18 protein-coding genes are annotated in these 19,455 nt (G+C 69.5%); 14 read left to right on the forward strand and 4 right to left on the reverse strand.

What is annotated here, in order from left to right; all coding sequences use genetic code 11:
* The first annotated feature begins 6 nt into the window (after positions 1-6).
* Complete coding sequence (locus tag F8O03_RS04690) at positions 7-669, forward strand: mismatch-specific DNA-glycosylase (protein ID WP_244295911.1); 663 nt, start codon at positions 7-9, stop codon at positions 667-669.
* 79 nt (positions 670-748) lie between these two features.
* On the opposite strand, the gene F8O03_RS04695 is transcribed toward F8O03_RS04690, so the two are convergent.
* The gene (locus F8O03_RS04695; RefSeq protein WP_208851788.1) at positions 749-2,269 is read right to left on the reverse strand and encodes a hypothetical protein; all 1,521 of its coding nucleotides are present in this window, start codon (positions 2,267-2,269) and stop codon (positions 749-751) included.
* A 169-nt stretch (positions 2,270-2,438) separates the two neighbouring features.
* Between F8O03_RS04695 and F8O03_RS04700 the strand changes: the two genes are divergently transcribed.
* From F8O03_RS04700 to F8O03_RS04710, 4 genes are all read left to right on the forward strand, one after another.
* A complete protein-coding gene (locus tag F8O03_RS04700) occupies positions 2,439-3,500 on the forward strand; it encodes a DUF6892 domain-containing protein (protein WP_151422809.1) in 1,062 nt (353 codons plus the stop codon).
* Positions 3,501-3,545: 45 nt separating this feature from the next.
* The gene (locus F8O03_RS18015) at positions 3,546-5,780 is read left to right on the forward strand and encodes a hypothetical protein (protein ID WP_167516472.1); all 2,235 of its coding nucleotides are present in this window, start codon (positions 3,546-3,548) and stop codon (positions 5,778-5,780) included.
* Positions 5,777-7,549, forward strand: a complete 1,773-nt coding sequence (locus F8O03_RS04705; RefSeq protein ID WP_167516473.1) for an HSP90 family protein — start codon at positions 5,777-5,779, stop codon at positions 7,547-7,549. Before F8O03_RS18015 ends, F8O03_RS04705 begins: the two co-directional genes overlap by 4 nt.
* 67 nt (positions 7,550-7,616) lie before the next feature.
* Positions 7,617-8,228, forward strand: coding sequence for a dihydrofolate reductase family protein (locus tag F8O03_RS04710; protein WP_151422811.1), 612 nt, complete (start codon positions 7,617-7,619; stop codon positions 8,226-8,228).
* Positions 8,229-8,278: 50 nt separating this feature from the next.
* On the opposite strand, the gene F8O03_RS04715 is transcribed toward F8O03_RS04710, so the two are convergent.
* Positions 8,279-8,716, reverse strand: coding sequence for a hypothetical protein (locus F8O03_RS04715; protein WP_151422812.1), 438 nt, complete (start codon positions 8,714-8,716; stop codon positions 8,279-8,281).
* A 181-nt stretch (positions 8,717-8,897) separates the two neighbouring features.
* Here F8O03_RS04715 and F8O03_RS04720 point away from each other — a divergent pair, with 181 nt between their 5' ends.
* Positions 8,898-9,296: a VOC family protein gene (locus tag F8O03_RS04720; protein ID WP_151422813.1), complete on the forward strand. Its 399-nt coding sequence runs from the start codon at positions 8,898-8,900 to the stop codon at positions 9,294-9,296.
* A 69-nt stretch (positions 9,297-9,365) separates the two neighbouring features.
* A complete protein-coding gene (locus tag F8O03_RS04725) occupies positions 9,366-9,725 on the forward strand; it encodes a DUF2695 domain-containing protein (RefSeq protein WP_151422814.1) in 360 nt (119 codons plus the stop codon).
* On the opposite strand, the gene F8O03_RS04730 is transcribed toward F8O03_RS04725, so the two are convergent.
* A complete protein-coding gene (locus F8O03_RS04730) occupies positions 9,719-10,114 on the reverse strand; it encodes a TraR/DksA family transcriptional regulator (protein WP_244295913.1) in 396 nt (131 codons plus the stop codon). The genes F8O03_RS04725 and F8O03_RS04730 overlap by 7 nt on opposite strands.
* A 139-nt stretch (positions 10,115-10,253) precedes the next feature.
* Between F8O03_RS04730 and F8O03_RS04735 the strand changes: the two genes are divergently transcribed.
* From F8O03_RS04735 to F8O03_RS04765, 7 genes are all read left to right on the forward strand, one after another.
* The gene (locus F8O03_RS04735; RefSeq protein ID WP_151422815.1) at positions 10,254-11,504 is read left to right on the forward strand and encodes an NAD(P)/FAD-dependent oxidoreductase; all 1,251 of its coding nucleotides are present in this window, start codon (positions 10,254-10,256) and stop codon (positions 11,502-11,504) included.
* Positions 11,497-13,116 carry a cryptochrome/photolyase family protein gene (locus tag F8O03_RS04740; RefSeq protein WP_151422816.1) on the forward strand — a complete coding sequence of 540 codons (1,620 nt, stop codon included), beginning with the start codon at positions 11,497-11,499 and terminating at the stop codon, positions 13,114-13,116. Before F8O03_RS04735 ends, F8O03_RS04740 begins: the two co-directional genes overlap by 8 nt.
* A gap of 88 nt (positions 13,117-13,204) precedes the next feature.
* A complete protein-coding gene (locus tag F8O03_RS04745; RefSeq protein WP_104253650.1) occupies positions 13,205-13,615 on the forward strand; it encodes a VOC family protein in 411 nt (136 codons plus the stop codon).
* A 119-nt stretch (positions 13,616-13,734) separates the two neighbouring features.
* Entirely contained in the window at positions 13,735-15,135 is a 1,401-nt protein-coding gene (locus F8O03_RS04750; RefSeq protein WP_151422817.1) for an MFS transporter, read from the forward strand.
* Positions 15,136-15,198: 63 nt separating this feature from the next.
* Entirely contained in the window at positions 15,199-15,627 is a 429-nt protein-coding gene (locus F8O03_RS04755; RefSeq protein WP_151422818.1) for a Rieske (2Fe-2S) protein, read from the forward strand.
* Positions 15,624-17,756 carry a 4-alpha-glucanotransferase gene (malQ, locus tag F8O03_RS04760; RefSeq protein ID WP_151422819.1) on the forward strand — a complete coding sequence of 711 codons (2,133 nt, stop codon included), beginning with the start codon at positions 15,624-15,626 and terminating at the stop codon, positions 17,754-17,756. The genes F8O03_RS04755 and malQ overlap by 4 nt, the downstream gene beginning before the upstream one ends.
* Positions 17,757-17,763: 7 nt before the next feature.
* Complete coding sequence (locus tag F8O03_RS04765) at positions 17,764-18,441, forward strand: hypothetical protein (RefSeq protein WP_151422820.1); 678 nt, start codon at positions 17,764-17,766, stop codon at positions 18,439-18,441.
* Positions 18,442-18,462: 21 nt separating this feature from the next.
* On the opposite strand, the gene F8O03_RS04770 is transcribed toward F8O03_RS04765, so the two are convergent.
* Positions 18,463-19,269: a CPBP family intramembrane glutamic endopeptidase gene (locus F8O03_RS04770; RefSeq protein WP_151422821.1), complete on the reverse strand. Its 807-nt coding sequence runs from the start codon at positions 19,267-19,269 to the stop codon at positions 18,463-18,465.
* Between the last annotated feature and the right edge of the window lie 186 nt (positions 19,270-19,455).

Below are 19,455 nucleotides of genomic sequence, written 5' to 3' on the forward strand. Positions count from 1 at the left end.
CCTGCGTTGAGTGATTCGCTCGCATCTGCGCCGATTCCTGCCAAGGCGCGTCGGGAGTCGCCGCTTGGTGGTCGGAAACCTCTGACCGCCGAGCTTGCCGCGTTCCGGGGCAGCGACGCCGACGCCGTGGACGACATTCTCCCCGTCGATCTCGCAACGGTCCGTCTCCTCATCGTGGGCGTCAACCCGGGGCTGTGGACTGCGGCGGTCAACGCGCCGTTCGCTCGGCCGGGCAACCGCTTCTGGCCCTCGTTGCACCGAGCCGGGTTCACGGACCAGGTCGTCGACGCCTCGCGCGGGCTTCTGGACGACGATGAGCAACAGCTGCTGCGCCGCGGCATCGCGATCACGAATCTGGTCGGTCGCGCCACGGTGCGAGCCGACGAACTCTCCCGCTCAGAGTTGCAGACCGGTGGGCGGCGACTCGTCGAACGGGTGCAGGAGATGCGTCCGGACGCGGTGGCCGTTGCCGGTATCACCGCCTTCCGGACCGCCTTGGCGCTGCCCAAGGCGGTGCTCGGACGGCAGGATGTGCTCGCGATCGACGGTTGGCCTGACGGCGTGGACCTCTGGGTCGTTCCTCAACCGAGCGGGCTGAACGCGCACGAGACGATCGACACGCTCGCGGCCAAGTGGCGAGAGGTCTGGGATTCGCTGCCACCCGGGTGACACTCCGTACCTGGACTGAACAGGTCAGGTCCCGGGCCGAGGAGAGGGGCTACGCCGCGGGCGCCGTTGAGACTGGGACTCAGCGGTCGCGGTGCGGCAGCCAGAGGTGGACGTCGATGTCCTCCGGCGGTTCCAGGCTGACCGCGATGGTCGTGACGTGCACGCCGTCGCGTGCGTGCACGTGGATCCAGCCTTGCTCGAAGTCGCGCAGATCGTCGTGCTCGCCGACGTACGTCGGCACTCCGAACGGGAGCTCCTTTCGGGTCGGGCGCGCGGGCGTTCCGTCGACGAACGCGGCGAAGCGCTCGGCGTGAGAGCCAGTGCCGCCGACCTCGACGCGAGCAAGACGACCAGCTGAGAACGTGAGGTCGACCCCATCGAGCCGACCGACGGCCAGCACAAGCGGGTGCTGTTCATCCCGGCCGAGGGCGTCGAGGAACATCGTGAACTCGCCCGAGCGCCACCGGTGGATGCGATGCGACACGCTGACCCCGACGGGGACCGCCGTCAGCTCGGTCACCGCCGCGTCGGCTTCGGCCGAGCTGTACTCCGTCAACAGATCGCAGGCCCCGAACCGTCGGAGTTCCATCCGGCCGGTCGTCGCGAGCGGCGCGCCGAACCCTCGACGAGTCTCCTCACGCGTCCCTGGCCAGTGCGGCCTGCGCACGTGCGGCGTCGCAGTCGCCCGGAGCACAACGTCCGACGCAGGTGAGGGCCGGAGACGAACGCTCAGCACCTGCGCATCCTGAACCTGCACCTCCGCGCCGCTGTGCAACTCGAGAAGGCGCCTCGGGAACCCCGATGACACGGCCCAGCGCCGACGGACCTCCCCGAGAAGCTCGACCCCGCGCGTCCAGGCGCAGCCGCCCTCCGGCTCGCCGAGCATCTCGAGGACCAGCCGCATCGGCCCGTCCGGCCAGGGCTGCGCGGCGGGACGCTCGAGGAGCACCTCGGTGAGCCCCACGGCGTCGTAGCCGAGGCGCACACGATCACCTTCGAGGACGTGCACGTCAGAGTCCGCCCCGACAGGAGCGCCGAGCACCGCCGCCACCTGAGCGCGACTCGCCCCGGCACCGAGCCCTGCGATGAGACCAGCCGGTCGCGGATACGCGCCGTCCCCGTTCAGCATGAAGCGGATGCTCGTGACGCGCCCGGCATCCACGGCCATGTCCTCCGTTCCGCCCGCGAGCGCGCGCGAGACCGTCGCGCGTTCCGAATCCAGGGGCTCGCCCAGGGCGTCCACGTGGTGCCAGATCTCCCCGTCGACCTTCGGGGGGAACATGCGGCTCCTCGCGGGAACCCACTGCTCCGGATACCAGGACCCACCGCGAGGGTCGAAGAGCCTGAGGTCATCGTGCTTGCCAGACCAGCACTCGCCGACGAAGCCCGGCTCGACCGAGTCCCAGACCAATTCGCCGACGTACTGCTCGGCGGTGAGCTCGAACAGCGCATCCGCGGAGCCGTGGCCGACCTGCTGGTCGACGCCGACCCAGGTGGCTCCAGTCGTCGTCTCGACGCCGAGGCTCGGCTGGCTCCTCACCTGCACGAAGCACCGCGAGTCCCGCTCCGGCACCTTCGATCTGCTTCTGCGCTTCGACACTCGGGGTCCACCAATCCGGTCCGCCAGGGCAGGGGCAGCGCCCTCACCGCAGCAACCGTACCCGGATGCTGGACGATGACGACCTCAAGCACCGCCGGTGCCAGTCGCCGAACTAGCACTGAACGCTGCCCGGTCTCAGGCCTGCTGCCTCGCGTATCGTTGGCATCGGTTGAGCCTCGAGGGAGTGGTGATCATGGGTGGAGACGTGAACATGCCGAGCATCGACGTCGCACCGGACGGGCTGCGCATAGACGGTGTCCTGGTGGACGCTCAGAGCGTCCGCGCCCTGACGGAGGTGTTCGGATCGCCTCGCATCCTTCCTCCTAACGGGAGCACCACCTGGGTCGTCTGGGACGACGTCGGCGTGCGGGTGCCCACGAAGGACGGTGAGGTGGCGACGGGCGTGTACGTGACCGTCTCGGCCGACGCGCTCAGAGAGGCGAAGCGCAATGAACCGGCGCGTCGCTCTCGTCCAGCAGGTATCTACCCGGGGGTGTTCACGATCGGCGGGCAGCCGCCGATCGCAGCGGCCCCGGATGCGGAGCTGCGGAAGGCGTACCTCATGCTCCAGTTCAGGGTCGGGGATTGGGAGGTGGTCCTGTTCCTGAACACCACCGAGCTGAAGGAGCTCCACGCGATGGAGGGTCGGGAGCGGTTCGCGCGAGCGCAGACCGACGAGCTCGCCGACATGGTCCGGTCGGCACATTCGCCGGTCACGGAGATCATCGCCTCGTACAAGCCCGTGCCGCCGGTGAAGAAGCCGTCTGGGAAGTGGAAGCTTCCGGTGCTCGAGGAGCCGACACTCTCGCTGAAGTCGTTCCCGTTCCGGCTCGCGATCCTCAACGAGCTCATGTTCGTCCAGCGGGTGCTCGGTCCGCGCTTCAACGTGTACGACTTCGCGCAGGATCGAGGAGCGAAGAACTTCGATCCTGACGAGTACTACGACACCATGATCCCTTCCGTGCGCGCCTGGCTGCGCGGCTACCCGATCCCGGCCCGCGTGGCAGGGAAGGTCGAGCAGCTCGTCCTCGACGGCGGCAACGAGATCTACGCGCAGCTGATTCCGCGGTGGGACGGGGAGGACAGCAGCTTCGACATCACAACGATCACCGACCACGACCTCGAACCGTTCACGAACCTCCGGCGAGTGGAGGACATCGGCGGCTTCCTCGGCGTCCGCGCGCGCAGGGCGCTCGAACGGCGCGGCGTGCACGTCGACGGTGCCGACTGAACCGTTTACTTTGCGAACAACACGACTTGGCATTGGAGGCCCACGATGATCGCCTACTCAGAGGTCAGCTCGCTCGACGACGAGCAGCAGGAACGCATTCAGAGTCTCTTCGAGCGCAGCTCCGCCATCTGGGACCTGCCAGAGGATGAGGGGAAGCTCGAGGTCTGGGACGAGTTCATCGACGACTGCGAACGCGCCGAGTTCCCGCACCTCATCGCGAGTGCCCGCTTCGGGCAGTACACAACCCTCGTCAAGGCAGGGCTCGCGGTCCGCGCGCTCGACGCGTACGTGCGCCTCATGCAGGTCATCCACCGCCACGGCGACCTCATCGCCCCCGCGAACGTGAACCGCATGCTCAACTCCATCGCGACGGCGAGCATGACGCTTGTCGACGACCCGGTGGTACCCCTCGAGCAGATCACCCGTGCCATCGATCTCGTCGAGCAGCAGATCCGACAGCGAGGGGCCGACATCGTCGGCGTCTACGTCGCCCGAGCCGCCGTCGCGGCAGCTCGGGGCGATGGCGTGGCGACGCTCGACTGGGTCCAGCGCTGGCGCTCTGAGAACAGCGTCGAATGGCGGCCGGATGACTCCGGCGTCATCCAGATGGAGCTGCCGCTCGTCGCGCGCTTCGACCTGCCCCGCGCGACGGAGGCGCTCGAGCAGCGGTTGCGGATGCTGGAGATCGATCCAGGCGCCTTCGACGAGGCGCGTTCCGAGGCGGCGAACGCCGTGCCGCTGCTCATCCTGCTCGCGTTCTTCTACGTTCGCGCCGGTCGGCGGGCGGACGCGAACCTCATCGCCGACCAGCTCCTCGACGGGGTCGGATCCGCCCGGCTCGCTCGAGACGGGGTCGCCGAGTTCCTCCTCCCCGTCCTGGAAGAGCGACCGCGTGCAGCGCTCGCCGCCGTCGACGAGACCCTCCGCAACCTGCACTTCGACGGGAGCGACTGGGAAGCGACAGCCGCCGTCGCTCGCAGCCGAACCCTTGCAGACCCGAATGGTGAGGAGGGGCAGCTGCTGAGGGTCCTCGTCGAGCAGACCGCCGCGGAGCTGGATCGGCGCGGCGACACGGACGTGCACGCTCGCGAACTCGAGACGTTCTGGTGGGCGGGACTCCCCACGCATCCACGGCCCGCCGTCGTCGATGACCCGAAGGTCTGGGGCGATGTGGAAGAACGAGCCGAGACGATCCTCGCCGCCGGCTGGCTGCCTCGCACGGGGTCCGTGAGCTCCGAGGACCCGCCCATCTCGATCAAGCACCGCTACGTCGCGCACCTCGGCGCGACGATGGAGCTGCTCTCCGCAGAGACCCCAGAAGACGCCGACGCCCTCGCGGCCTCCCTCGCGGCGCGCTCGGAGCAGCTCAAGTGCGCGTCGACCCGCTACTGCGTGCCGCTGCTCCACGGTCTCCGGGCGGGGCAGCAGGGCGAGATCGCCACCCTTGTTCGAGACTTCCGAAGGTCGCAGACCGAGCTCCTGCGCGCGCCCGATGCCATCGAGGACGCCTTCCAGGCGATCGGCGAGCGGTTCTTCACGGTGACCGTCGAGCAGGCCGTCGCGGCGCCCGAGGTCTCGTGGTCGGAGATCGAGGAGCTCATCGAGGCAGAAGCGCGCCTCCGCGAGGTGACCGGGGGACCCGCCTCGCACCTCACGCTTGCTCGAGCGGAGATCGCCACCCACCGCGATGATGTCGCATCACTGCGTGCCGCGGTGGAGCAGCTCGCAGCAGAACTCGAGGCGGACGAGAAGCTCCTCGACCGCGTCACCGTCGACCTCGAGGTCGTTCGCCTGACCGCGTTCGTCGCGCCTGCCTTCGCGGCTGCGACGGCCAAGCGCGTCCTCGCGACCGGCGACGCTGAGCAGGTGCGCGCCGCCACCGCCTGGCTGTGCTGGCTGGACGCCAGGTCAGGGGACGGGGACGCCTCCGCCGAACTCGCCCGCGTCCTCGAGAGCGTCGACGGGGACGTGGAGGCGTTCGGTCCGCTGCCCGGATGGGTGCTGCTCGAGGGCGTGGCGGCACCCGGCGCGGAACTCGGGCCGCTCATCGACGCGCTGCTCGCGGACCTCGACGACGCGCCGAGCGACCTGATGATCTTCGCCGCCTGCGGCAGTGCGCTGCTCGCAACGTCCCCGGACGACCCGCGCGGTCCGGAACTCCGCGCGCGCGCCGCCGACATCACCCGCCGCCTGGACGCCCGAAACGGCGACGACCGGTGGAGCACCTGGGTGCGAGACCGATGGTTCCCGGGCGACACCTCCTTCGGGGCATCCGCGTGAGCGGCGAGAGCTTCCGCGTCGACTTGCGCGGCATCGTCGACATCCTGTCCCACCACCTGTACTCCAGCCCGCGCGTGTACCTCCGCGAGCTCATCCAGAACGCCAGGGACGCAGTCGTGGCCAGGAGCGAAGTCGACTCCGATGCACCGCGGGAGATCGCGATCGAGGTCGAAGATGGCGGGGCCGTGGTGGTCCGCGACTCCGGCATCGGGCTGACCGAGGAGGAGATGCGGTCGGTGCTCGCGACCATCGGTGCCTCGAGCAAACGGAGCGACTTCACGCGAGTGCGTCGTCAGTACCTGGGCCAGTTCGGCATCGGGCTGCTGTCGTGCTTCCTCATCGCCGATCGCATCGAGGTGCGGTCGCGCAGCGCGCGTTCGGACGACGCGCCGACGCTGAGCTGGGTCGGGAGCTCCGACGGGACCTTCTCGATCACGACCGCCCAGACGCCTCTGGCGGGGGCCGGCACCGAGGTGCGAGTGCAGGCGCGCGCCGACGACCGGGAGTGGGTGGAACCCGCGCGGGTGCACCTGCTCGCTGAGCGATTCGCGAGCTTGCTCGAGCTCCCGATCTCGCTGCAGTCGGGCGCGCAGCCGCAGCCCGAGATCGTCAGCACCCGGACGCCGCCCTGGAGAGGCTCCGACCTCGAGGCGACCGCCTGGTGTCATCGCGAGCTCGGCTTCGCGCCGCTGGCCGTGCTCCCCATCGACGTTCCCACTGCTGGCGTGGTCGGGGTGGCCTTCATCTCGGACAGCCCGGGGCGGGTCGGGAACCGGCACGGCGACACCGTCTACTCCCACGGCATGTTCGTTGCCGACGACAACGTGCAGCTGGCCCCGAACTGGGCCTACTTCGTGCGGCTCGCCGTCGAGAGCGGCGACCTCGCCCTGACCGCATCCCGAGAGTCCCTGCAGGATTCGCCGGCGATCAGCGATGTGAAAGAGCAGATCGGCACCCAGCTCAGGCAGAGGATCGAGCACTTCGCGCTGAGCGACCCGGTCGGCTTCGACCGGTTCATGGACGTCCATGCGAAAGGCATCCTCGCCATGGCGGCGAGCGACGACGACATGCTCGACCTCGTGATCGGCCATGTGCCCTGGGAGACCAGCGAGGGCACGATGACGCTCGCGCAGATCCTGCGGCTCTCTGACGACGTGCAGTACACCGCGTCGATGACCGACTTCACCGCGTTCGCCCCGCTGCTGCGTGCGAAGCGGTCGCTGCTCGTGAACGGCTCCTACGTCTACGGGAGCGAGATCCTGCGCAAGGTGCGCGAACGCCGCGGGCATGCCGCGCGCGTGCGGGCGTTCGACCCGCACGCGTTCCTCGACTCCCTCCCTGAACCGCGTGAGGGCGGCGCGGAGGCCCGCGGGTTCGAGGTGCACGCCCGTGCAGTCCTCGAACGGCTCGGAGTCGATCTCGATCTGCGCGCGTTCGCGCCTGCGTCCACGCCGTCCCTGTTCGTCGCCGCCCCCGGCGTGGACCACCGGAGCCGGCTGGCGGACGACGCCGCTGAGGCGGACCCGTGGGCGGGCTTGCTCAGCGAGCCTGAGGCGTCGCGTGCGCGACCGCGGCTCGTCATGAACGTCACGAGCGACGCGGTCCGCTCCCTCGTGCGCGTGCGCGACGAGCGAGTGCGGGCGGACGCCATCAGCGGGCTCTACGTCATCGGTCTCCTCCGGGCCGGCGAGACGCTCGACGAACGGCACGGTGAACTGCTCAGCAGCACGCTGCACACTCTCATCACGGCGGCGGGTGGCGGGGAGTGATGCCCGGGCGGAATCGGGAGTAGGGTCGCGGTCAGGATCTGATCTCGCGTCCGACGGAGGGCCCCGAATGTCCGACACCACGTGCCACATGTCCATCTCCCTGGATGGCTTCGTCGCCGGCCCCGAGCAGAGTCGCGAGCATCCTCTCGGCAGGCGAGGGCACGACGTCCACTCGTGGCACATGGGGGATCCGCGCGCGACCGACGCCGACGAGGCGGCGGCCACCTGGCTCATGCGGCCCCGAGGTGCCTACGTCATGGGCCGGAACATGTTCGGCCCGATTCGCGGCGAGTGGGACGGGGACTGGCGCGGCTGGTGGGGCGAGGAACCCCCGTACCACGCGCCGGTGTTCGTGCTCACGCATCACGCCCGCGAACCCGTCGAGCTGGAAGGCGGCACGACCTTCCACTTCGTGACCGAGGGGTTCGACGCCGCGTACGCCCGGGGCCTTGCCGTCGCTGATGGCAAAGGCGTTGACATCGCGGGCGGCGCCTCCACGGTCAGGCAGGCGCTGCGGGCCGGCGTCATCGACGAGCTCGCCCTCGACATCGCGCCCGTCCTCCTGCATTCCGGCGAGCGGATGTTCGATGGCGTCGAGACGTTCGGGTACGAACCCGTCGAGGTGCTGCACTCGCCGCTCGCCACGCACATCCGCTACCGCAGGGTCGCACAGGGCTGAGCGTGCGGGCCGGTCGGGAGGACCCTGCCCGGCGTGCGACACCGCTGAGCTTACGAGCCCGCGGCCTTGCGCACGTAGTCGGCGATGGTCTTCTCGGTCTCCGGCGTGAGCTCGATGAGTGCAAACGAGGTCACCCAGAGGTCGCCGTCGTCGAGCTTCGCCGCTTCCTCGAAGCCGAGGGTCGCGTACCGGGTCGTGAACTTCGACGCCGCCTTGAAGAACACGACGACCTTGCCGTCGGCGTCGGTGTAGGCGGGGAAGCCGTACCAGGTCTTCGGCATCAGCTGCGGGGCGACGTCCTTCACGATGCGGTCGACGCCCTCGGCGAGCGCCTTGTCCGCGTCGGTCATCTCCGCGATCGCCTTCTGGATGGCCGCGTCCCCCGCGGCCCGGTTCTTGCCGGCCTTCTGCTCGGCGCGCAGCTCCGCGGCACGCTGCTTGACCGCCTCGCGCTCGTCCTTCGAGAGTCTGGTCGTCTTCTCCGCCATGGCAGCTTCCTTCGTTCAGTCGTGAGCAGGTGAATCACGACTACGGTACGACCCCTGGAGCGCGGTCGCTTCTCCGAACCTGCTCGGTCTCCTCGAGCTCGAGAGGTCGAGGTCGGGTCGCGCGAAATGGCGTGGATCCCCAGCTCGCTCGTCCAGGATGGGCGCGTCTGAGGAGGCATACATGGGACTTCGCTGGTATTCGACCGTCGTCGATTCGAGAGATCACCGCGCTCTTGCGGCCTGGTGGGCGGAGACGCTCGACTGGGAGGTCTCCTTCCAGGACGGAGATGAGGCGGTCGTCATCCCGAAGTGGTTCGATGAGGACAACCCGGGTGTGCCATTCGAGCGGGTCGGACCCGGGCTCGTCTTCGTCCCGGTCGGCCAGGACAAGATCGTGAAGAACCGTCTCCACATCGACCTGGCTGCTCCGCTGCACGAGAGCCAGGTGGCTCATGTCGACGCCTTGATCGCACGTGGCGCAACGCGCGCGGATGTCGGCCAGGGCGACGACGTCACGTGGGTTGTCCTCTGCGATCCGGAGGGCAACGAGTTCTGCGTGCTCTCGTCTCGCGAGAGCTGAATCGCGTCGCCCTGCGGGGCCGTGGGCGCCGCCGCAGAGATTGTCGGTGGTCCGGTCCAAGATCGGGTCATGACAGATCAACGAATCGACCAAGAAGCCGAGACCCTCGTCCAGGCGATAGCGAACGACCTGCTCGAACCCGGGCCACGCGAGTGCCTGCTGTGCTACGTCGCGGCGCAGCTCGACGAGTTCGGGTGCGACGGCGCCCACCGCTTCTCGCAGTGGTACCAGGAACGCACGGCCCCGCGAGCGACCGCACTCCTCGAGCGCCTCGATCGTCTGGGCGCCTACTGCGACTGCGAGATCTTCCTCAACGCCTACGACGCGTTCGGGGGCGAGCCGGAGACGCTGCCGCAATGCCTCGGCGTTCGGCGAGGTTCAACTCAGCCGTGCAGGCTGTGGTGGAGGGACAGGCGATCCGCCTACTGACGGCCGGGGCGTCGCCGCTGCTCTGCGCAGGAGACGCACTGCTCCGCGAAGGGACGAACCCGGAGCCTGATGTTCGGGATGCGCTGGCCGCATGTCGAGCAGACGCCGTAGCGGCCCTCGTCCAGGCGGAGCAGTGCCGCCTCGATCTGCTGGAGCTCCGACTGCGCCGCATCCACCTGCCCGGCAAGGCGCGACCACTCGGCTGACAGCGGAGCGCCATCTGGGTCGTGCTCGTCGTCGTCGTTGAGCGAGGATCGGTCCTCCACAAGCGCCCGCAGGGCCGCGGACGTAGCGGTGACGCGGTCGACGGCCTCCGCGCGGAGCGAGGCCAGTCGCGCCGCGTGCGTGGCGGCGCCATCGGGCTCCTCCATCTCGTGAGTGACGTGCATGCTGGCCATTCTGCGCCACCAGCACCCCGGTCTGTCGAGGATCGCGCCTGGCAGGATCACGCGCCCGCGCTCAGGGACGGCCCGGGTTGCTCCCGCAGACTGACGGACCAGTCGAGAGCAGCTCATCGAACGGAGCCACATGGACACGGACGTCGTCGTCATCGGAGCAGGGCTCGCCGGCCTCAGGGCCGCGCGTATCCTCGAGGAACGCGGGCGCAGCGTCGTGGTCCTCGAGTCGGAGGACGAGGTCGGCGGCAGAGTCGGCACGGACGCCATCGACGGCTTCCTCTGCGACCGCGGCTTCCAGGTCCTCAACCCCGCCTACCCGGCACTGCGCGCCTCCGTCGACCTCGCGGCGCTCGACCTCAAGAGCTTCGGAGTCGGAGCCATCGTTCGTTCGGGGGAGCGGACGACGACGCTCGCGCATCCGCTCCGCCACCAGCAGTTCGCGCTGCAGACGCTGCTCAGCGGACACGTGCCCGTCTCCGACGTCCTCGCGCTCGCACGCTGGCTCGGCCCGACGCTCGCAAACCCAGACCCGCAGGCCGCCGGACCGGATCAGACGCTGACCGCCTCCTTCGACGATGCGGGCCTCACCGGGCGGCTCCGACTCGACCTGCTCGACACGTTCCTCGCCGGAGTCCTGGCCGACAGCAGCGGCGGCAGCTCAGCGAACTACGTCAAGCAGCTCGTGCGCTACTTCGCGCTCGGCGCGCCAGGGCTCCCCGCCGACGGGATGCGCGCACTGCCCGCCCAGATCGCCGCCTCGCTGCACGAGCCCGTCCGGCTCGGCACCCCCGCGCGCGAGGTGACCGAGACCGCAGGTGGAGTGCGAGTCGTCACCGACCGGGGGACGATCCTCGCCCGAGCCGCGATCGTCGCGGTCGCCCCGAACGACCTCCCTGCACTGACCGGCCGGGCGGCTCCGGAGACGCACGGCCTGACAACATGGTGGTTCCGAGCGACGGGGACGCCGCGAACCGGGCCGTTCCTCCTTCTGGATGCCTCGAACCTCGGCGGCGGGCCGGCGGGGCCCATCTGGAACACCGCCGTCATCTCGGAGGTGGCCCCCTCCTACGCCCCGGACGGACAGCACCTCGTGCAGGCGACCACCCTCCTCGACCGCCTGGACGGACTCGCGAGCGAAGCGAACGTCAGACGCGACCTCGCCCGCCTGTACGGCACGCCCACCGACGGCTGGGAGGTGCTTGCGCACCACGTCATCCCGCACACCCTCCCCGCCCAGCCACCGCCCCTCGTCGACCGCGGGCCGGAGCGAGTCGGCGAGCGGCTCATCGTGACGGGCGACCACCGCGAGACAGGGTCCATCCAAGGCGCGCTGGTCGCCGGAAAACGGGCCGCAGACGCCACCGTCGAGCTCCTTGGCTGAACCGAGAGCGACAGGGCGGGAGCTGCGCCTCGTCCTGCCCCACCAGCTCTTCGAGGCGCACCTCGCCGAGCCGAACGGAACCGTGTTCGTGCTCATCGAGCACGACCTCCTCTTCCGCCAGTACGCCTTCCACTCGCACAAGCTGGTCCTGCACCGAGCATCCATGACCCGGTTCGCGCAGCGGCTCCGCGCTGCAGGGCACCTCGTCGAGCACCTGAAGAGCGACCTGACTGCGCCGTCCGGACAGCAGCTGGCCGCCCTCGTCCGCCGACATTCGCCAACCCGGGTGACGTGGTTCGATGTCGTCGACGACTGGCTTGAACGCGACCTGGCCCTGGCACTGGCGGCAGGGGGCTACGCGGCGGCGGCGGAAGACGAGCTCGAGACGCCGAACTTCCTCACGGACCGGGCACAGCTGGACTCCTGGTTCGCGCACAACGAATCACGCATGCACGAGTTCTACATCTGGCAGCGTCGCAGACTCGGCATCCTCCTCGACGGCGACGGCCCAAGCGGCGGCAGCTGGTCGTTCGATGCGGACAACCGCAAGCGCCTGCCGAGGGGATACGTGCCGCCGACCGTCTCGCGCTTCCGCGGACACCCGAGCGTGCATCCCCAGGGCGCCTTCGACCTGGACGCACTCATGTCTCCCACCCCGCCATCAGATGACCGTGACGAAGGGGCCAAGCAGGTCGAACTCGCCATCGCCTGGGTTCGCGAGGAATTCCCCCAAGCGCCGGGGGACCCGACGACGTTCGCCTGGCCCACAACCGCCCACGAGGCACGCGAGCACCTCCACGAGTTCGTCCGGACACGCCTCGACGACTTCGGCCCGTACGAGGACGCGATCTCCGCGGAGCATCCCTTCCTCAACCACAGCCTGCTCACGCCGGCACTCAACATCGGTCTGCTCGACCCGCGCGAGGTGCTGCACACCACGCTCGCGAGCGCCGGCGCGGGCACACCGCTCGCCTCCCTCGAAGGCTTCGTGCGTCAGCTGATCGGGTGGAGGGAGTACATGCGGGCCACCTACCGGCTCCGGGGCCGGGAGCTCCGCACATCCAACGTTCTCGGACACACGAACCGCCTGGGGCGTGGATGGTGGACCGCCAGCACCGGACTCGACCCCGTCGACCTCGTCATCCGTCGCGTGCTCGCGACCGGGTACGCCCATCACATCGAACGCCTCATGGTGCTCGGCAACGCGATGTCGCTGCTCCGCATCCACCCGGACGACGTCTACCGGTGGTTCATGGAGCAGTTCGTGGACGCCTACGACTGGGTCATGGTGCCGAATGTCTACGCCATGAGCCAGTTCGCGGCCGGCGAGGCGGTGACCACCAAGCCGTACGTCTCCGGCAGCAACTACCTGCGGAAGATGTCCGACCTCCCCTCGGGCGCGTGGACTGCGGACTGGGACGCCCTCTACTGGGACTTCGTCGCCCACCACCGCGCGGTCTTCGCCCGCAACCCTCGCACCCAGATGACGATCGCACTCATCCAGGGCATGGAACCGGAGACGCTCGAGCGGCATCGTTCCCGAGCGCGCGAGCTCCGACAGGACTCCGACGGAACCGAGCTCGTGATCGGGGCGACGCCAGGCACCACGTGATGGGCTTCCGGGGGACTGACCGGACTCCTATGATCATGGTGCGACGCGTAATCCGTCGTCACATGTCTCGAGCGCAAAGGAGCCCATCATGGGCGTGTCCATGGTCTTCCCGAACCTGCCCGTCGCCGACGTCAAGGCGGCCACCGACTTCTACGTCGGGCTTGGCTTCACCATCAACCCGATGTTCTCCGACGACAGCACCAGCTGCGTCGTCGTCAACGAGCAGGTCGCGATCATGCTGCTGCAGACCGAGCGCTTCCAGGGCTTCCTGCCGGAGGGCGCGGAGACCATCGTGGGTGGAAACCGCCACGAGAGCACGACCGCGCTCCTCCTCGGCAGCACCGAGGAAGTCGACGAGATCACGGCCAAGGCGGAGGCTGGCGGGGGCAGAATCCACCGTCCGGCTGAGGCGAACGAGTTCGGGATGTACGGTTCAGCGTTCGACGACCTCGACGGCCACCTGTGGGAGGTCTTCTACATGGCGGCCCCCGAGGCCTGAGCCGCGCAGAGCACGGCTCCGCCTGCCTCCGTTGCGCAATGCGGCACGGGGGCTGGTGGAGCCGTCTCCCGTCTGGCACGGTTAGTCGTCCCCTCCACCCCGCACCCTTGGATAGGCACATGACCGAGCGTCCCCCGGCTGACCGCCCCGCCGCAGCGACAGAGCAGGCGGCGCCGACGCGAAATCAGCGCCTCGACCGCCTCCCGTTCACCGGCAGGCACCGCAAGCTCCTGTTCGGGTCCGGCATCGGCTGGGCACTCGACGCCATGGACGTCAGCCTCATCTCGTTCGTGATGGCCGCGCTCGCGGTGCAGTGGAGCCTCGACGCGACGACGCTGTCCTACATCGCCTCGATCGGCTTCGTCGGCATGGCGATCGGCGCGAGCGTCGGCGGCCTGCTCGCCGACAAGCTCGGGCGACGTCAGGTGTTCGCCGCGACCCTCCTCATCTACGGCCTCGCCACGGGAGCCTCGGCGCTCGCAGCGTCCGTGGGCGCGCTCATGGTGCTGCGCTTCAGCGTCGGTCTGGGGCTCGGCGCCGAGCTTCCCGTCGCCTCGACGCTCGTGAGCGAGTACGCGCCGAAGCGCATCCGCGGACGGGTCGTCGTGCTGCTCGAGGCGTTCTGGGCCGTCGGCTGGATCGGGGCGGCCCTCATCGGGGCCTTCATCATCCCGCTGTCGGCGGACGGCTGGCGCTGGGCCCTCCTGACGGGCCTCCTGCCTGCCGTGTACGCGGTGGTCGTGCGGTTCGGGCTCCCCGAATCCGTCCGCTTCCTGGAGAGCAAGGGCAGGTACGCGGAGGCCGAGCGCGCGGTCCGGCAATTCGAGGAGTCGGCTGGCGTGGATGCGCCCCCGGCGGCGGGTATCGACGCGTCCGACCGCGGGCACTCCGAGGCGCGTGCCTCCGTGGCACCAGACTCCCAGCGAGCACGCTGGCGCGACCTCTGGGCGCCGTCGCTGCGCCGACGGACGGCCGCCCTGTGGGCCGTGTGGTTCTGCATCAACCTCAGCTACTACGGTGCGTTCATCTGGATTCCGAGCCTCCTCGTGGGGCAGGGCTTCACCCTCGTGAAGTCGTTCGAGTTCACGCTCATCATCACGTTGGCGCAGCTGCCCGGATACTTCGTGGCGGCCTTCCTCATCGAGCGGATCGGGCGGCGCGCGACGCTCGCCATCTTCCTGCTCGGCTCCGCGTGTGCCGCGTTCTGGTTCGGCTTCGCGACGACCGAGGGCGCGATCCTCGCCGCGGGCATGTGCCTGTCCTTCTTCAACCTGGGCGCGTGGGGAGCGCTGTACGCGATCGGCCCCGAGCTGTATCCGACGAGGCTTCGCGCGTCGGGAACGGGGGCGGCAGCCGGGTTCGGCCGCATCGCGTCGATCATCGCGCCCCTGCTGGTGCCCGTCATGCTCGCGGGTGGCGGCAGCGTGCTCGTCTTCGGCGTGTTCGCCGCCGCGTTCCTGCTCGCCGCCGGTGCTGCGTTCACCCTGCCGGAGCTCATGGGGCGCGAACTCGAGGAGTAGTCGGCGCGGGGAGCGGCTCGCGCGCCGCCGCCCGCTCAGCCGCACGCCGACTAGCCTTGAAGCGTGAGCGAACGACGAGATCCTTCACGACGCGGGGTCATACGGGGAAGCGCGGCTGTCGGCGGCGGAATCGCGACGGCGGCGCTGCTTGCCGCGTGCGGGGGCGACGATGCCGGCGGACAGGGCACGGATGCCACGTCGACGGTGAGCGGCGCCGTGGCCGTCGGTGACGTACCGGTCGGAGGCGGGGTCGTGATCGCGGACACCGAGACGGTCATCACCCAGCCCGCCGCGGGTGAGTACTTCGGCTTCAGCTCGATCTGCACGCACCAGGGGTGCCCTGTCGCCACGGTGACCGCCGAGCACATCATCTGCCCCTGCCACTCGAGCCACTACGACACGAGGACCGGAGAGCCGGTCGCCGGACCGGCCGACCAGCCGCTCACCCCTCGCTCCATCACCGTCACCGAAACTGAGGTCGAATACTCGTGAGCATCACCAACCTGACCGCGATCCGCGATCTCGCGACGAACGCGGGTCTCGAAGTCGAGTACTGGGGCTGGCGGGGCGAGAAGGAGCAGGTCGCGCCCGAGACGCTCGCGGCGGTCCTCGGCGCCCTCGGGCTTCCGGCGTCAACCGACGACGAAGTCGCCGCCTCGGCTCGCGAGTTCGAGAACCGGCCGTGGCGCCGAGTGGTGCCTTCCTGCACGACGGTGCGGGAGGGCAGCGACGCCACGATCTTCGTCCACGTTCCCCACGGGAGCGACGTCCAGGTCGACGCGCTCCTCGAAGACGGGTCGACTCGCCGCCTGCAGCAGGTCGAGAACTGGGTCGATCCGAAGGACCTCGACGGGGCGCTGATCGGCCGCGCGACGTTCGCGCTGCCCGCGGACCTGCCGACGGGCTGGCACGAGGTCGTCGCGAAGGTCGGTGACGACCTCTCGGAGCATGCGCCTGCTGGCACGCTGATCGTCGTGCCGACGAGCACTCCCTGGCCGGCCGAGCGCTCGTGGGGGCTGTTCACCCAGCTCTATCAGCTCCGCTCCACCACCTCATGGGGGATCGGCGACCTCCGAGACCTCGCCGCGTTGACGACCTGGGGTGCGGAGCGCGACGCGGACTTCGTGCTCGTCAACCCCCTCAACGCGAACCCTCCGGTGTCGCCCATCGAGCCGTCTCCGTACCTGCCGACCTCACGGCAGTTCGGCGACCCCCTGATCCTCACCGTCGACTGGGCGGCCGCGTTCGTCGCGCAGCGCACCGAGGTACCGGTGGACACTGTGGAGCTGCTCTCGCGTCTTGCGGGCGAGGCGATCCTCGGCAACCGCGTCGACAGCATCGATCGTGACGCCGCCTGGGCGCTGAAGGAACCAGCGCTCCGTGCCCTCTTCGATCTCTGGCAGTCGGCGAACGTCATCGACGACGACTTCACGGAGTTCCGCAAGGAGGCCGGGGAGCCGCTCGAGCGGTTCGGTGTCTTCTGCGCCATCTCGCGCGTGCACGGGCGAGATGCCCGCGGCTGGCCGACTGAGCTGGCAACGGCGAACGGCGCCGACGTGCTCGAGTTCGCGGCTGCCCACGCCGAGGACGCCGAGTTCTACGTCTGGCTGCAGTGTCTCCTGGAAGCGCAGGCGAAGCAGGTGCAGTCCGAGGCGAGGTCGGCCGGGATGTCGATCGGCATCGTCCACGATCTGCCGGTCGGCGTGCACGCCGGTGGAGCGGACGCGTGGTCGTTCGGGTCGGCGATGGCCCGCGGTGTGACGGTCGGGGTGCCGGCCGACCAGTACAACCAGTTCGGGCAGAACTGGTCGCAGCCTCCGTGGCGACCCGACATGCTCGCCGAGCTCGGCTACGCGCCATATCGGGACATGCTGCGCGCCGTCTTCCGCAACGCCGGCGCTGTGCGCATCGACCACATCCTCGGCTTCTTCCGCCTGTGGTGGATTCCGGAGGGCAACACGGCCAAGGACGGCTGCTTCGTGCGCACCGACGCCGAGGCCATGCTGGGCATCCTCGCCCTCGAGGCGGAGCGAGCGGGCGCCGTCGTGATCGGCGAGGACCTCGGAACGGTTCCGCCGGAGGCCAGGGACGCGCTGGCCGAGCGCGGCATGCTCGGCGCCTCCGTGCTGTGGTTCGAATGGTCGGACGATGGGGTCCCGCTGGCCCCTGAGGATTACCGGCGCGCCTGTCTCGCGACGGTGACGACGCACGACCTCCCGCCGACCGCTGGCTTCCTCGCGCTCGAGCACCTCGACGTTCGAGAGCGTCTCGGGTTGCTGGAGGGATCCGTCGACCAGGCGCGGGCCGAGGAGACCGAGACGATCTCGAAGGTCGTCGAGCGCCTTCGTCGAGCGGGCCTGGTGGGGGAGGAGCCGAGCAACGAGGACGTCGTCGTGGCGCTGCACGAGTACCTCTCCGGTTCGGCTGCCCAGCTGTTCGGCGTCGGCGTGTCTGACCTCGCCGGCGACCGCCGCGGCGTGAACCAGCCGGGCACCGCCGACGAGTATCCGAACTGGCGGGTGCCCATGACGGATGCCGAAGGCCGGCTGGTATCGCTCGAAGAGCTTCTCGGCTCGCCGCTCGCCGCCCGGATCGCGGCGGCGTCGGGGAGAACCGAGTAGCGCGGTGATGCCCTCCGGCGGGTGGCGGGCACGGGGTGTCCGCGACCTCCTCGTGGCGTCGGCGCTCGGCGCGTCGCTGCTGCTCGCGGCGTGCGTTCCGCCGGTGGCGGCGACGCGGGAGTCCGCTGACGCGGTGGCCGTCATCGCCACCCCGGGCGTCACCCAGACGCCGACGCCGACCGTCACGCCGATCAACGTGCAGGTCGTGGCCGCGCCCCGCGTCGCGGAGAACGAGAACCCGAAGCCTGTCGACGGCGAGCTCAGGTTCACGAGGGGCCAGTGGGCGACGGTGCTCGGCGCGAGTGGTGAACCCGTCGGCCGCTTCACCGTCGCGGGCGTGGCCTTCGACGTGCGGTGCCTGGAAGAGGATGCTCCGAAGGCCGGCGGCAGCTACGTCGCGATCCAGCTGCAGGTCGAGGGATACGGGGCGCTCAGCGCCGAGGACGAGGAGGGTGCGTTCGCGCCCGTGTTCGCCTTCGACAGCCTTCGCCTGTTCGAGAAGAACGGCGACTCGAAGCTCGTGTCCTCGCTCGCGGATGACTGCATCGGGAGCTCCGTGCAGCAGCGCGAGTACGGCGTCGGCTCCGAGTCGGGGTACGTCGTGTTCGACGTGCCGAAGGAGCGCTTCGACGTGGTCTGGGAGTACGGCGACCAGACCTTCCGGTTCGTGAATCTCACGCTCTGAGGGCCACGCGCCGGGCCTGGCTCAGGTGAAGAGCTGAGGCAGGAGGGCCGCGGCGAGGGGATAGCCGAGGAACGAGACGGCGTCGAGGATGAAGTGCGCCACGACGAGCCCGCCCACGCGCCCCTTCCGCAGGAACCACCAGGAGAGCAGCACGCCCATGGCGACGTTGCCGAGCGCCATCCCGGGCCCCTGGTACAGGTGGTAGGAGCCGCGCAGGAGCGAGGACGCGACGATGATCTGCCAGGTCGCCCACCCCAGCTCGCGCAGGCGTGTCGAGAGGTACCCGACGACGACGACCTCCTCCAGGAGCGCGGCGCGCAACGCCGCGACCAGGAGCAGGATCACGGTCCACCACGTGATCTCCTGCGCGCTCGCCTCGACGGAGAGCGTGAGCCCGAGCGCCCTGGTCGCGAGGTAGAAGACGATGCCGGGCACGCCGACGCAGGCTGCCAGCAGCAGGCCCTGCCCGAGGTCGCTGAGGGGCTGCCTCGTGTCCAGGCCCAGCTTCCGGAAGCCGGAGACGGCGGGCGTCCAGAGCAGCCAGATCACCAGGGCGACGGGCACGAGGTCGGTGAGGATGCTCGAGGTCTGCAGGAGGGCGTCGAACAGCGGCCGCGCGTCGCGGGAAGCGTTCAGCGTGGTCGTCTGGTCGGCGAGCGCGGTGTCGCGCGTCGCGCGATCCGCGAGGGAGATGATCGCGTAGAGGCTGGACGGGATGATGGCGAGCGCGAGGACGATCCAGATCTCCCAGCGCAGCCGCACGCGCGCGGAGCGGTCCAGGTCCACCGTGCCCTGGCTGACCGTAACGTCAATGCGCGAATGTGACATGTCCGCAGTCTACGAACGGCGACGGGCTTGTGAGAGATGAACAAGACCCGTTTCGTGTGAGTAACGATCCCCTGAATTGGTGAAACCCCTCGCGCGAGGGGGCGTAGGTTCAACGGGTATTTGTCGAGAATTCACAGAGTTCGTGGATCTTCGACGTTCACAGCCCCTGTTTTCCCCAAGGAGGTC

The sequence above is a fragment of the Pseudoclavibacter terrae genome (assembly GCF_008831075.1).
GTDB classification, from domain to species: domain Bacteria; phylum Actinomycetota; class Actinomycetes; order Actinomycetales; family Microbacteriaceae; genus Pseudoclavibacter; species Pseudoclavibacter terrae.

Excerpts from the sequence above, each read along its gene's own strand:
- F8O03_RS04765 (WP_151422820.1), top strand. The coding sequence starts at position 17,764 with ATGCCCTCCGGCGGGTGGCGGGCACGGGGTGTCCGCGACCTCCTCGTG.
- F8O03_RS04770 (WP_151422821.1), bottom strand. The coding sequence starts at position 19,269 with ATGTCACATTCGCGCATTGACGTTACGGTCAGCCAGGGCACGGTGGAC.
- F8O03_RS04730 (WP_244295913.1), bottom strand. The coding sequence starts at position 10,114 with ATGCACGTCACTCACGAGATGGAGGAGCCCGATGGCGCCGCCACGCAC.
- F8O03_RS18015 (WP_167516472.1), top strand. The coding sequence starts at position 3,546 with ATGATCGCCTACTCAGAGGTCAGCTCGCTCGACGACGAGCAGCAGGAA.
- F8O03_RS04735 (WP_151422815.1), top strand. The coding sequence starts at position 10,254 with ATGGACACGGACGTCGTCGTCATCGGAGCAGGGCTCGCCGGCCTCAGG.
- F8O03_RS04750 (WP_151422817.1), top strand. The coding sequence starts at position 13,735 with ATGACCGAGCGTCCCCCGGCTGACCGCCCCGCCGCAGCGACAGAGCAG.
- F8O03_RS04725 (WP_151422814.1), top strand. The coding sequence starts at position 9,366 with ATGACAGATCAACGAATCGACCAAGAAGCCGAGACCCTCGTCCAGGCG.
- F8O03_RS04715 (WP_151422812.1), bottom strand. The coding sequence starts at position 8,716 with ATGGCGGAGAAGACGACCAGACTCTCGAAGGACGAGCGCGAGGCGGTC.
- F8O03_RS04710 (WP_151422811.1), top strand. The coding sequence starts at position 7,617 with ATGTCCGACACCACGTGCCACATGTCCATCTCCCTGGATGGCTTCGTC.
- F8O03_RS04720 (WP_151422813.1), top strand. The coding sequence starts at position 8,898 with ATGGGACTTCGCTGGTATTCGACCGTCGTCGATTCGAGAGATCACCGC.
- F8O03_RS04745 (WP_104253650.1), top strand. The coding sequence starts at position 13,205 with ATGGGCGTGTCCATGGTCTTCCCGAACCTGCCCGTCGCCGACGTCAAG.